The sequence below is a fragment of the Pseudomonas sp. MD195_PC81_125 genome, from assembly GCF_014060985.1.
Taxonomy (GTDB): Bacteria; Pseudomonadota; Gammaproteobacteria; order Pseudomonadales; family Pseudomonadaceae; genus Aquipseudomonas; species Aquipseudomonas parakoreensis.
Map to the genome: position 1 here is coordinate 1 of NZ_JABULD010000135.1, position 12,952 is coordinate 12,952.

A 12,952-nucleotide genomic window follows, 5' to 3' on the forward strand; every position below is an offset into this window, starting at 1 on the left:
CTGCTCGCGAAGACGTCGTGTCAGTCGATATCATCGTTGAATGACACACAGCCTTCGCGAGCAGGCTCGCTCCCACAATTCAGATGTTTATTGACGGACCAGTCGGTGGTTCGGCAGTTGTACCGCTTCGGTGCTGCGATACGGGTTGATATCCAGCCCGCCGCGGCGCACATACCGCGCAAACACCGTGAGTTTCTCCGGCTTCAGCAAACGCTGCAGATCGAGGAAGATCCGCTCCACGCACTGTTCGTGGAAGTCCGAGTGCTGGCGGAAGCTGACGATGTATTCCAGCAGACTGGCGTGATCCAGCGCCGCACCACGATATTCCACGACCACGCTGCCCCAGTCTGGCTGGCTGGTCACCGGACAGTTGGATTTGAGCAGATGGCTGTGCACGCTCTCTTCGACCATTCGCGAATCATCGCAACGCAGCAGTTCCGGACGCGGATGCTCATAGTTGCTGACGCTGATGTCCAGATCGTCGATGCACACGCCCGGCAACGCCACGACACCTTCGGCTTCGACCTCTTTCAGGCTGCGTACGCGCACGCCGACCGGTTTGCCGGCAGCGGCCGACAGGTCCTTGACCAGCGTCGCTTCCAGGCTGGCGATGTCGGCAAACGGCGTCTGGTTCAGCGAGTTCAGGTACAACTTGAACGACTTCGATTCGATGATGTTCGGCGAATCCGCCGGAATGCTGAATTCACCGATCGCCACCACCGGTTTGCCCGACGGCAGCAGCCACGACAGTTCGAAGCAGTTCCAGAAATCCACACCTTTATACGGCAGGGTTTCGGCGGTCAGGCCCAGTTCGGCCCATTTCGCGGTGCGCGGAATCGGGAACAGCAGTGACGGCGTGTACGTGGCGATGTATTCGCTGGATTTGCCCAGCGGCGAATGTTCGGCTGCGGGATGCATGGCGGAAACCTGACTGAAGAATCAGCGGATTCTATCAGCCTTTGCGCCCGCCTTTGAGTGCTTACTGACTGACAGTCAGTTTGCCGACCATGCCCGCCTGGTAGTGACCGGGAATATTGCAGGCGAATTCCAGGCTGGTGGCCTTGCTGAAGGTCCAGGTCAGCTCCGCGGTCTTGCCCGGCTCGACCAGCACGCTGTTGGGGTCGTCGTGCTTCATGCCGTGGCCCATGCTGCCGTGATCCATGCCCGCCATGTCGTGGGACATTTCTTTCATGCCGGTAGGCGTCAGCATGCCGCTTTGCTGCATCTGCAACATTTCCTGCTGGTGCTGGGCATGCATCGCCGCGTCACCGAGGTTGAATTCGTGCAGCAACTGGCCTTTATTCACCAGGACAAAGCGAACCGTCTCACCGGCCTTGACCTGAATCGCCTTGGGGTCGAACGACATGTCGTTCAGTACAACTTCAATGCTGCGAGTAGCCTTGGCTGCTGGTGCCGGTTGGCCAAAATCATAAGTGTGTGCGGGAGCGGCCCAGACAGGTGAACTCAGTGCCAGCAAGCAGGCGGCGACGGCCAGAGGGTTGCGCAAAAACATGGTCATACTCCAACAAGAAAAGGTTCAGCCTGTGGGAAACTCTAGCCCGCCTGCGCTGGCAGCTACCTGACAGGCAGATTACAACTTTGTCAGGTTGGCGCGCGCCGTCTGCTCCCACGGTATAACGCTTTCGTTTCTATATATTCGAGTCGCCCATGAAACTGCTAATCGTCGAAGACCAACCGAAAACCGGCCACTACCTGCGCCAGGGCTTGACCGAGGCCGGGTTCAACACGGAACTGGTGGCCGACGGCAACAGCGGCCAGCAACTGGCGTTGAGCGGTGATTATGCGCTGCTGATCCTCGACGTGATGCTGCCCGGGCGCAGTGGCTGGCAGATTCTGCACGCGGTGCGAAGTGCCGGACTCGACACGCCGGTACTGTTTCTCACCGCCAAGGATGCCGTGGAAGACCGGGTGCACGGTCTTGAACTCGGTGCCGACGACTATCTGGTCAAACCGTTCGCCTTCTCCGAGTTGCTGGCGCGGGTGCGCAGCCTGCTACGCCGGGGCAGTGCGACACCCCAGGAAACCAGCCTGCAACTGGCCGACCTGCGCCTGGACCTGATTCGCCGCCGGGTCGAACGCAGTGGCCAGCGCATCGACCTCACCGCCAAGGAATTCGCCCTGCTGGAAATGCTCCTGCGTCGCCAGGGTGAAGTGCTGCCGAAATCGTTGATTGCCTCGCAAGTCTGGGACATGAACTTCGACAGCGACACCAACGTGATCGAAGTGGCGATCCGTCGCCTGCGCCTGAAGATCGACGATGACTTCCCCAACAAACTGATCCACACCGTGCGTGGCATGGGTTACGTGCTTGAAGAGCGTCCAGCCTGATGCGTCGCCTGTCGCTGAGTTCTCGCCTGGCCTTGCTGTTCGCCGCGTGCACCGCCGTGGTCTCGCTGTTCGCCGGGGTGCTGTTCAGCCGCGCCAGCGAGGCGCACTTCATTGAGCTCGATCAGCAATTGCTGGATGGCAAACTGATCGGCCTGCGCCGGGCCTTGCAGGATGTGCAACCCGCTCAGCGTGAGGCGCGGCTGGCGGATGAGCTGAGCCGCCAGGCCGATCTGGCGCTGCGTATTACCGGCAGTGACGGCCAGCGCTGGTACGACAGTTCGACGCAGATCCCTACGGAGTTGCCGAAACAATCCGGCCTGTCGACCATCAGCCATGACGGCGCCGACTACCGCGTGCTCAACGCCCCGCTCTACCCGGACAAGTCCGATACACCACAACTGACGCTGCTGCTGGACATCACCCATCACCAGCACTTCCTGCAACGCATGCAGCATCTGATCTGGCTGACCGTCGGCTTGTCGGCCCTGGCCACTGCGCTGCTCGGCGCCTGGGCGGCGCGCAGCGGCTTGCGCCCACTGCGGCGCATGAGTGCAGTCGCCCGTGGGATTTCTGCACAATCGCTGAATGCCCGACTGCCGGAAGCGCAAATGCCGCCGGAGCTGGCAGAAATGGCCCACAGCTTCAACGCCATGCTCGGACGCCTCGATGACTCGTTTCAGCGGCTGTCGGCGTTTTCTGCCGACATCGCCCATGAACTGCGCACACCGCTGTCGAACCTGCTGACCCACACCCAGGTCACCCTCACCCGCCCACGACCGCTCGAGGATTACCGCGAAGCCCTGCACAGCAACCTCGAAGAACTGCAATGGATGGCCCAACTGGTCAACGACATGCTTTATCTGGCCAAGGCTGACCATGGTTTGCTGATGCCCAAGCGCGAGGCGCTGGAGCTGGCGGATGAAAGCGATGTATTGCTCGAATTCTTCGCGCCACTGGCCGAAGACGCCGGGGTGACGCTGAGTCGCCAAGGTCATGCGCGAATAGAGGGCGATCGCAGCATGCTGCGCCGGGCCTTGTCGAATCTGCTGGATAACGCGCTGCGCTTCACTCCGGTGGCGGGCAGCGTACGCCTGTCCATCGTCGATCAGCCGCACGCGGTGCAGGTGTCGGTGGAGAACAGTGGCGAAGAGATTTCGGCAGAGCTGTTACCACGGCTGTTTGACCGGTTTTATCGCGCCGATCCGGCGCGGCAGGAAGGCAGCATTGAGCATGCGGGGTTGGGGCTGGCGATTACCCAATCGATCGTCCGGGCGCATGGTGGGCAGATTCATTGCGAATCGGCTGCGGGGTGGACGCGGTTTGTGATCGAGTTGCCCAAGGAGGCTTGAGGCCAGCAGGTACGGCCCCATCGCGGGCAAGCCCGCTCCCACAGTGTTTTGTGTCGTTCACATAATGGTGACTCAACTCAATACCTGTGGGAGCGGGCTTGCCCGCGATGGCGATTTCAGCGCTTACGAATATCTCAACGCGTGAGCCGGCTCGATCTTCGCCGCCCGCAACGCCGGGTACACCGTCGCCAGGAAGCTCAGAATAAAGCCCGCCGAGCAGATCAACAGCACATCCCCGCCCTGCAATTCCGAAGGCAAGTTGCTGACGAAGTACACGTCGGAACTGAAGATGTGCTGCCCGGTGACGCGCTCGACCCAGCCGACCATCTCACTGACGTTCAGCGCGGCAATCACGCCGAGCACACCGCCAATCAATGTGCCGACAATGCCGATCACTGTGCCCTGCACCATGAAAATCGCCATGATCTGCCGTGGCGTGGCGCCGATGGTGCGCAGAATCGCGATATCCGCGCCTTTGTCGTTCACCACCATGATCAGCGTGGCGATGATGTTGAACGCCGCCACAGCGACAATCATCAGCAACAGCAGGCCGATCATGGTTTTTTCCATTTTCATCGCGCTGAACAGACTGCCCTGGGTGTGGGTCCAGTCGTCAGCCTTGAACTCGGCGCCCAGGCCTGCGGCGATGTCCGAGGAGACTTTCGGCGCGGCGTACAGATCCTTCACCGCCAAGCGCACGCTCTGCACCTGATTCGGCTGCCAGTGCTGCATGGTCGCGGCATCGGCCACGTGGATCAGGCCCATCGAGCCGTCCAGCTCGGCGCCTACCTTGAACACACCGACCACGTTCAGCCGTTGCATGCGCGGGGTGATGCCCCCCCGGTGCGCTGCTGACTTCCGGGACGATCAGGGTGATCTTGTCGCCGACATTGAGACGGAAGCGGCGCGCGGTGATTTCACCGATTACCACGCCGAACTCACCCGGCTTCAGATCATCAAGACGCCCCTGCACGATGTGCTGGGCCACGATCGACACCTTGCCTTCCTGGGCCGGATCGACGCCGCTGATCTGGATCGGCTGCATCAAGCCCTTGTAAGACAGCATGCCTTCCATCTCGGTGAACGGCACGGCGGCGGTCACTTCGGGATTTTTCAGCGCGGCAGCGGCCACCGGCTGCCAGTCATCGATCGGCTTGACGCCAACGATGGTCGCGTGCGGCACCATGCCGAGGATGCGCGAGCTCATCTCGCGCTGGAAGCCGTTCATCACCGACAGCACCACAATCATCGCCAGCACGCCGAGGGCGAGCCCGATCATCGAAGTCATCGAGATGAACGAAACAAAGCGATTGCGGCGCTTGGCGCGGGTATAGCGCGTGCCGATAAAGATCGATAACGGTCTGAACATTCGCTGGGGCACCGTATAAAAATCAAGCTTAAAAAAGCGGCCAATCGTTTGAGAGCGTAGCGAGCGAAGGAAAGACAAGGCAAAAACAGGCGAGGAAGCGGAGCCTACTGGCTGTAAATGAGCATTCCGAGCCTGTTTTTAACGCAGTATTTCCGAGCGCAGTAGCTCTTAAGCGATTGGAGTCAGGCAGCCTTCCTGCAGTTGCAGGACGCGGTCCATCTGGCGGGCCAGGTTCATGTCGTGAGTCACCACCAGGAACGCCGTGCGCATCGAAGTGCTGAGTTCCAGCATCAAGTCCTGAATGCCTTCGGCGGTGTGCGAATCGAGGTTGCCGGTCGGCTCGTCGAGCATCACAAGGCCTGGGTTGTTCACCAGCGCACGGGCGATGGCCACACGCTGGCGCTCGCCACCGGAAAGCTCGGCCGGTTTGTGCTCCAGACGATGGCCCAGACCGACACGCTCAAGCAACGCGGTAGCGCGCTGACGTGCTTGCGGGATCGCGGTCTTGCCGATCAGCAACGGCATGCAGACGTTTTCCAGTGCGGTGAATTCCGGCAGCAAGTGGTGGAACTGGTACACGAACCCGAGGGCACGGTTACGCAGCAGACCACGCTTCTTTTCGCTCAGCGCTGACAGCTCTTCGCCGTCAAGCCAGACGCTGCCCTCGGTTGGGGTGTCGAGACCGCCCAGCAGGTTGAGCAAGGTACTTTTGCCCGAACCGGATTTGCCGACGATCGCCACACGCTCGCCCGGGTGCAACTCCAATTGCAGACCGGCCAGCACTCGCACCGACTCCGGGCCTTCCTCGTAGGATTTGCCCAGGTTGCGGCAACTCAAGATTGCTTTATCACTCATGCCCGACTCACTCATAACGTAGCGCCTCCGCCGGCTGGGTGCGCGCAGCACGCCAGGCGGGATACAGGGTGGCGAGGAAACTCAGGACCAACGCAGCGGCGCAGACCATGACCACGTCCTGGCTCTGCACCTGCGACGGCAGGTAATCGATGAAATACACGTCGGCGTTGAGAAACTTGTGGCCGATCAGCCCTTCAAGGGCGGAAATCGCAGCGCTGACGTTGAGCGCGGCGAAGATCCCGACCACCGCACCAATCGCCGTACCGACCACGCCGATCACGGTGCCCTGCACCATGAACGTACGCATGATCGTCCCCGGCGTAGCGCCGAGGGTACGCAGAATGGCGATGTCGCTCTTCTTGTCATTTACCACCATTACCAGCGTGGAAATGATGTTGAACGCAGCCACCGCGACGATCAGCAGCAACAGCAGACCGATCATGGCTTTTTCCATGCGGATCGCCTGATACAGGTTGCCGTGGGTACGGGTCCAGTCGCGGGCGTAGTAATGGTCTTCGCCCAACTGCTGGGCGATGGTCCAGGCCACGCGCGGCGCCTGGAACAGATCATCGAACTTCAACCGGATGCCCTGCACCTGATCAGGCTTCCAGCGGTGCATCTTCGCCAGATCCTGCAGGTTGGTGACGCCCAGATAGCCGTCCAGCTCACCGGCGCCAACATGAAAGATGCCGACCACGGTAAAGCGCTTCATGCGCGGGAACATCCCGGCCGGGGTCACGCTGACCTCCGGCGCGACGAAGGTGACCTTGTCACCCAGGCCTACGCCGAGCTTGGTCGCGGCCTTGTCGCCGATGACGATGCCGAAACTGCCCGGCGTCAAATCGTCGAGTTTGCCCTGCTTCATGAAGTTGTCGATGATCGACACATTGCGCTCGAGCGCGGGGTCGATGGCGTTGAGCAACACCTTGGACACCTGGCCGTTGTTGGTCAGCAAACCCTGCATCTGAGTAAACGGCGCAACGGCCGTTACCTCCGGGTTGCGCTTGACCTTGGCGGCCAGGCTCTGCCAATCGTTGATCGGTTCGCCGGTTTCAAGAGTCGCGTGGGGCACCATGCCCAGCACGCGGGTGCGCATCTCATGATCGAAGCCATTCATCACCGAGAGCACCACGATCATCACGATCACGCCGAGGGCGAGCCCGATCATCGAAGTCAGGGAAATGAATGACACAAAATGATTGCGACGCTTTGCACGGGTATAACGCGTGCCGATAAATACGAAGAGAGGTCTGAACATGTCGGGGCTTGTTCGGAGGGAAAAGGAACGTCCTTGTGGCGGGGGTCGATAACCAGCTTTACACTCAGACCACCGCCGCTACCATGGGTTCGCCATGTCGACATTAGATGAAGAAGATCGCCGCGAATACTACCGTATCGAGGACATGATCGCACTGGAAATTCGGCCCCTGTCCGCTCCCGAAGCCGCAGGCCAGGAAGTGTTGCAGGATGCTTCCCCGCTGTTCAACCTGCTCAGCGAACTGCACCTGAGCGAATTCGAGTCGCAACACCTGTTGCGCCAGATCAGCGAGCGCGACCGGGCGATTGCCGCGTTCCTCAAATCCCAGAACAAACGCATCGACCTGCTCAGTCAGGTGGTCGCCCTGACCGTGCTCGGTCACATTGGCGAGCCGCAACCGGTGATCCTCTCCGAAGGCGGTATCGACTTTCAGCACCCGACGCCGATCGCCACGGGCGCGCACCTGTCGGTGAAACTGGTGCTGATGCCGCAGGCGCTGGGCCTGCTGCTGCGTGCCCGCGTCACCCATTGCGACCGCAAGGGCGATGGCTACGACGTCGGCACCGAGTTCGAACACTTGACCGACGCCCAACGCCAGTTGCTCGCCCGCTATATCTTGCAGAAACAGGCCCAGGAACGACGCCTGGCCCGTGAACAGAACGAATCAGGCATTTAATTAAGGAAGCACCGTGACCCTCATCTACGGCCACCGCGGCGCCAAGGGCGAAGCACCGGAAAATACCCTGACCAGTTTTCAGGAATGTCTCAAGCACGGCGTACGCCGTTGCGAACTGGATCTGCACCTGTCCAAGGACGGCGAGCTGATGGTGATCCACGACCCGACCCTCAAGCGCACCACCGACCGGCGCGGCAAGGTGGTCGAGCACACCGCCGCCGAACTGGTGACCTACGACGCGCGCAAGGGCGGCCCGGGCTGGATCAAGCCGTGCCCGATTCCGACCCTGGAAGAACTGTTCGAGCAGTGCGATTTCGAGCACTGGCAACTGGAAGTCAAAAGCGCTTCACGCACCCGCGCCGCCACCACCGTGCTGGCGATTCGCGAAATGGCCCAGCGTCATGGCTTGCTGGACAAGGTCACCATTACTTCGAGTTCGCGGGAAGTGCTGAAGGCGGCGCTGGAGCTGGTGCCGGACGTGTCGCGTGGACTGGTCGCCGAATACGCCTGGCTCGACCCGTTGAAGGTCGCCGCCAGCTATGGCTGTGAGATTCTGGCGCTGAACTGGACACTGTGTACGCCGGAACGCCTGCAGAAGGCGCAGCGTCAGGGGCTGCATGTGTCGGTGTGGACCGTCAACGAGCCTGCGCTGATGCGCAGACTCGCCGACTTCGGCGTTGACAGCCTGATTACAGACTTTCCCGGTTTGGCCACTGCCACCCTCGAGAATTGCTGAAATCGGTCTCCCCGGCCGGCTCAGGCCACCGGCCGGAGCCCGTCAAAAAAGCCGGTTGAGGCCGTCGTACGCCGCTACCCGATAGGCTTCGGCCATGGTCGGGTAGTTGAACGTGGTGTTGACGAAGTACTTCAGCGTATTCAACTCACCCGGCTGGTTCATGATCGCCTGACCGATGTGCACGATCTCCGACGCCTGATAACCGAAGCAGTGAACACCCAGCACTTCCAGGGTTTCACGGTGGAACAGGATTTTCAGCATGCCTTGCGGCTCGCCGGCGATCTGCGCACGCGCCATGCTCTTGAAGAACGCCTTGCCGACTTCGTACGGCACTTTGGCCTGGGTCAGTTCCTGCTCGTTCTTGCCGATCGAGCTGATCTCCGGAATGGTGTAGATGCCGGTCGGCACATCATTCACAAAGCGCCAGCTACCGTTATCGACAATGCTGCCAGCCGCCGAACGCCCTTGGTCGTGGGCGGCACTGGCCAGGCTCGGCCAGCCGATCACGTCGCCGGCGCCGTAGATGTTCGGCACGCAGGTACGGTAAGCCTCGTCGACTTCGATCTGGCCACGGCTGTTGACCTTGACTCCGATGTTTTCCAGACCCAACTGGTCGGTGTTACCGGTACGGCCGTTGCACCAGAGCAAAGCGTCGGCCTTGATCTTCTTGCCGGACTTCAGGTGCAGGATCACGCCGTTGTCCACGCCTTCAACGCGATCGTAATCTTCGTTGTGGCGCACGGTGATGTTGTTGTTGCTGAAGTGGTAGCTCAACGCCTGGGAGATTTCCGAGTCAAGGAAGCTGAGCAACTGACCGCGGTTGTCCACCAGCTCGACCAGCACCCCCAGACCGCTGAAGATCGAGGCGTATTCGCAACCGATCACGCCGGCGCCGTAAACGATCAGTTTGCGCGGGGTGTGGCCAAGGCTGAGGATGGTGTCGCTATCGTAGATACGCGGGTGATTGAAATCGATGTCCGCCGGGCGATACGGACGCGAACCGGTAGCGATGATGATGTGCTTGGCCACCAGTTTCTCGACCACGCCGTTGGCGCAGACCACTTCGATGGTTTGCTCGTCGGCAAAGCTGCCGGTACCGATGAACACGTCGACGCGGTTACGGGCGTAGTAGCCGGTGCGCGAAGCGACTTGTTTGGAGATAACCTTTTCAGCGCTTTTCAACACGTCCGGGAAGGAGAACCAGCGCGGTTCGCCGATCGCCCGGAACATCGGATTGGTGTTGAACTGCATGATCTGCCGCACCGAGTGACGCAGGGCCTTGGACGGGATGGTTCCCAGGTGGGTGCAGTTGCCGCCGACCTGGCGACGACTGTCGACCATGGCCACCTTGCGCCCTGCTTTGGCGGCGTTCATTGCCGCGCCTTCTCCCGCCGGGCCGGAACCCAGCACCACCACGTCGTAGTTGTAGACAGCCATGCGTACTCCTCAGAACAGGCCGCGGTGCCAGCAGCACCGGCGGCTAAATCACGCCGAATCGCGGCGCGAAGGAACAATTGGGGGCCAGTAAAGAACCCGGACACAGTCTATAGAAGCGTCAACGCCGCGCACATTAACCCTTGGTCGCGTCGTAGGCTACTTTTGCCTGCACTACAACGCCAGCTTTCGTACTGTTTTCAGTCAACTTTTGCACGACTCAGGCGCTCGAAAGCCGCACTGGTGCGAATAACAAAGCCTGTATCGGCACGAATCACGAAGAATGCACCAATGTCGTGTTTTTCGGCATAGTCCCAAGCCCTTTCAGGCCCGAGAATCAGCAACAGCGTCGATAGTCCATCGGCCATCAACGCTGAAGGATGAATCACCGTGACTGATGCCAGGTTGTGCAGGACCGGCGCCCCGCTCCGCGCATCGAAGGTGTGGGAATAGCGCCGGCCGTCCTGCAGGAAATAGTTGCGGTAATCACCGGAGGTGGACACGCCGTAGCCATCGACCTGAATGATCCGTTCGGCCACCTGTTGATCGTCACGCGGCGCCTCCAGCGCGATGCGCCATGCCGAGCCGTCGAGCTTCTTGCCCTTGGCCTTCAGCTCGCCGGTGGCTTCGGCGAGATAGTCATGGATGCCCATCGATTCGAGTCTGGCGGCGATGGTGTCGACGGCATATCCGGCGGCGATGCTGTTGAAATCGACCTCGACAGCGGCGTCCTTGCACAAACGGTCGCCGTCGATACGCAAATGGCGGTAGCCGACCCGCTGCAGGGTTTCGGCCAGCACGGCGGGGTCGGGGACTTTCTCTTCACGCCCTTGCGGGCCGAACCCCCACAGATTCATCAGCGGCTCGACGGTCAAGTCGTAGGCACCTTCGCTTTGCTCTGCCAGTTGCTTACCAACTCGGACCAATTCGAGCACGGCGGCGGGCAGGGTCTGACAGCTGTTCGCCGGCAAGGCATTGAAGCGCTCGATATCGGAATCACTGCGATAGGTCGACATCTGTCGATCCACGTCAGCGAGGATACCTTCCACTTCCCGGCGAACTTGCGCCGGCTCGGCAATACCCGCGTGTCGCACGTACTTGATCGAATACGTGCTGCCCATGGTCGGGCCACCAAAACTTTCCAGGGAATCACCGTTGCCACAGGCCACGAGGACAACCACCACACTCACAAGCCCAACCCACCGTCCAGTGAACAATTCTTCATCTCCCCATAAAAGCGCGCCGGCCATTATGGATCAAAGGCCCGCACGCTCCCCATCGGATGCAACGCGTTACAAGAAACCCATAATGAGTAACTGAAAATGTCCTCGACCACGGGCAAAGGCAAAGCGATTTTTCGCGTTGTCAGCGGTAACTTTCTCGAGATGTTCGACTTTATGGTCTATGGCTTCTACGCCACGGCCATCGCCAAAACCTTCTTCCCGGCCGACAGCGCCTTCGCTTCCCTGATGCTGTCCCTGGCCACCTTCGGCGCTGGCTTCCTGATGCGTCCGCTGGGGGCGATCTTCCTTGGCGCTTACATTGACCGTCACGGTCGTCGCCAGGGCCTGATCATTACCCTTGCGCTGATGGCCGCCGGTACGATCCTGATCGCCTGCGTGCCGGGTTACGCCACCCTGGGTGTCGCCGCGCCGTTGATCGTGCTGTTCGGTCGCTTGCTGCAAGGCTTCTCGGCCGGCGTCGAGCTGGGCGGTGTTTCGGTGTATCTGGCGGAAATTGCCACGCCGGGCCGCAAGGGCTTTTTCGTCAGTTGGCAGTCGGCAAGCCAGCAAGCAGCGGTGGTGTTTGCCGGTCTGCTCGGGGTGGGCCTCAACCACTGGCTGAGCCCGGAGCAGATGGGTGACTGGGGCTGGCGCGTGCCGTTCCTGATCGGTTGCATGATCGTTCCGGTGATCTTCGTGATTCGTCGCTCGCTGGAAGAAACGCCGGAGTTCCAGGCGCGCAAACATCGCCCTACCCTGCGGGAAATCGTCCGCTCGATTGGCCAGAACTTCGGCATCGTCATCGCTGGCATGGCGCTGGTGGTGATGACCACGGTTTCGTTCTACCTGATCACTGCCTACACCCCGACCTTCGGCAAGGCCGAACTGCATCTGTCGGACTTCGACGCGCTGCTGGTAACGGTGTGCATCGGTCTGTCGAACTTCTTCTGGCTGCCAGTGATGGGTGCGGTGTCCGACAAGATCGGGCGCAAACCCCTACTGCTGGCGGCGACCCTTCTGGCGATCCTGACCGCTTACCCGGCGCTGTCGTGGCTGGTGGCGAACCCGAGCTTCAGTCATCTGCTGATCGTCGAGCTGTGGCTGTCGTTCCTGTACGGCTCGTACAACGGCGCGATGGTGGTGGCGCTGACCGAAATCATGCCGGTGGAAGTGCGCACGACCGGGTTCTCGCTGGCCTATAGCCTGGCGACAGCGACCTTTGGCGGCTTTACACCTGCGGCCTGTACTTACCTGATTCACGTGCTGGACAACAAGGCTGCGCCGGGAATCTGGCTCAGCGGTGCGGCGGTGCTGGGGCTGATTGCGACGCTGGTGCTGTTCCGCGGCAACAAACATGAATTGCGCACTGCGCAAGCCGCTGTGGCAGGTGGCGCCAGATAGGACGCCATCGCTGGCAAGCCAAGCTCCCACAGGTTGATAGCAAGCCGAATCAGCGCAATGCGTTCAGCGTCGCATTGTGCGGAATACAACGCTCGAAATTGCAGCTCGCATAATCGCGGGGCAGTTGTCGCAGTTGCTCGACCCGCCAGGCCGCAGTGCCGTACAGCGCCAGCGTGGCGGCGCAGGTGATGAAGATCGCGAAGTACCTTCTTGTTCTGATGTTCATGGCGTAGACCTCTGAACGCATACCCTGCGGTATTACTTTCAGCATAGAACAAGATCAAAAGATCGCACCTKCGGCA

12 protein-coding genes and 1 pseudogene are annotated in these 12,952 nt (G+C 60.7%); 5 read left to right on the forward strand and 8 right to left on the reverse strand.

Going from position 1 to position 12,952, the window contains the following annotated elements; all coding sequences use genetic code 11:
• Positions 1–87 precede the first annotated feature (87 nt).
• Both queF and HT737_RS06080 read right to left on the reverse strand, forming a co-directional pair.
• Positions 88–918 (reverse strand): NADPH-dependent 7-cyano-7-deazaguanine reductase QueF, encoded by an 831-nt coding sequence (gene queF / locus HT737_RS06075; RefSeq protein WP_182401853.1) that lies wholly within the window; start codon positions 916–918, stop codon positions 88–90.
• Positions 919–979: 61 nt separating this feature from the next.
• A complete protein-coding gene (locus tag HT737_RS06080; protein WP_095668725.1) occupies positions 980–1,513 on the reverse strand; it encodes a plastocyanin/azurin family copper-binding protein in 534 nt (177 codons plus the stop codon).
• 155 nt (positions 1,514–1,668) lie between these two features.
• Between HT737_RS06080 and HT737_RS06085 the strand changes: the two genes are divergently transcribed.
• Both HT737_RS06085 and HT737_RS06090 read left to right on the forward strand, forming a co-directional pair.
• A complete protein-coding gene (locus tag HT737_RS06085; RefSeq protein ID WP_041073997.1) occupies positions 1,669–2,349 on the forward strand; it encodes a heavy metal response regulator transcription factor in 681 nt (226 codons plus the stop codon).
• On the forward strand, positions 2,349–3,698 hold the full coding sequence (locus HT737_RS06090; protein ID WP_182401855.1) for a heavy metal sensor histidine kinase: 1,350 nt from the start codon (positions 2,349–2,351) through the stop codon (positions 3,696–3,698). Before HT737_RS06085 ends, HT737_RS06090 begins: the two co-directional genes overlap by 1 nt.
• A 123-nt stretch (positions 3,699–3,821) precedes the next feature.
• Here HT737_RS06090 and HT737_RS06095 read toward each other — a convergent pair.
• The 3 genes and pseudogenes from HT737_RS06095 to HT737_RS06105 form a co-directional block, all read right to left on the reverse strand.
• Positions 3,822–5,067, reverse strand: a pseudogene (locus HT737_RS06095) (lipoprotein-releasing ABC transporter permease subunit).
• A gap of 168 nt (positions 5,068–5,235) precedes the next feature.
• Positions 5,236–5,922: a lipoprotein-releasing ABC transporter ATP-binding protein LolD gene (lolD, locus tag HT737_RS06100; protein WP_182401857.1), complete on the reverse strand. Its 687-nt coding sequence runs from the start codon at positions 5,920–5,922 to the stop codon at positions 5,236–5,238.
• A 7-nt stretch (positions 5,923–5,929) separates the two neighbouring features.
• On the reverse strand, positions 5,930–7,180 hold the full coding sequence (locus HT737_RS06105; protein ID WP_095668723.1) for a lipoprotein-releasing ABC transporter permease subunit: 1,251 nt from the start codon (positions 7,178–7,180) through the stop codon (positions 5,930–5,932).
• Between the two features lie 94 nt (positions 7,181–7,274).
• On the opposite strand from HT737_RS06105, the gene HT737_RS06110 reads away from it, so the two are divergent.
• Positions 7,275–7,856 carry a PilZ domain-containing protein gene (locus HT737_RS06110; protein ID WP_047295261.1) on the forward strand — a complete coding sequence of 194 codons (582 nt, stop codon included), beginning with the start codon at positions 7,275–7,277 and terminating at the stop codon, positions 7,854–7,856.
• Positions 7,857–7,869: 13 nt separating this feature from the next.
• A complete protein-coding gene (locus HT737_RS06115; RefSeq protein ID WP_041068969.1) occupies positions 7,870–8,592 on the forward strand; it encodes a glycerophosphodiester phosphodiesterase family protein in 723 nt (240 codons plus the stop codon).
• Positions 8,593–8,634: 42 nt separating this feature from the next.
• Here the strand turns inward: HT737_RS06115 and sthA are convergent, their stop codons facing one another.
• Both sthA and HT737_RS06125 read right to left on the reverse strand, forming a co-directional pair.
• Positions 8,635–10,029, reverse strand: coding sequence for a Si-specific NAD(P)(+) transhydrogenase (gene sthA, locus HT737_RS06120; protein ID WP_041068973.1), 1,395 nt, complete (start codon positions 10,027–10,029; stop codon positions 8,635–8,637).
• Between the two features lie 197 nt (positions 10,030–10,226).
• Positions 10,227–11,276: an FAD:protein FMN transferase gene (locus tag HT737_RS06125; protein WP_182401859.1), complete on the reverse strand. Its 1,050-nt coding sequence runs from the start codon at positions 11,274–11,276 to the stop codon at positions 10,227–10,229.
• 72 nt (positions 11,277–11,348) lie between these two features.
• Here HT737_RS06125 and HT737_RS06130 point away from each other — a divergent pair, with 72 nt between their 5' ends.
• A complete protein-coding gene (locus HT737_RS06130) occupies positions 11,349–12,650 on the forward strand; it encodes an MFS transporter (RefSeq protein ID WP_047295263.1) in 1,302 nt (433 codons plus the stop codon).
• Between the two features lie 49 nt (positions 12,651–12,699).
• Here HT737_RS06130 and HT737_RS06135 read toward each other — a convergent pair whose 3' ends face one another.
• The gene (locus HT737_RS06135; protein WP_174376820.1) at positions 12,700–12,876 is read right to left on the reverse strand and encodes a hypothetical protein; all 177 of its coding nucleotides are present in this window, start codon (positions 12,874–12,876) and stop codon (positions 12,700–12,702) included.
• Between the last annotated feature and the right edge of the window lie 76 nt (positions 12,877–12,952).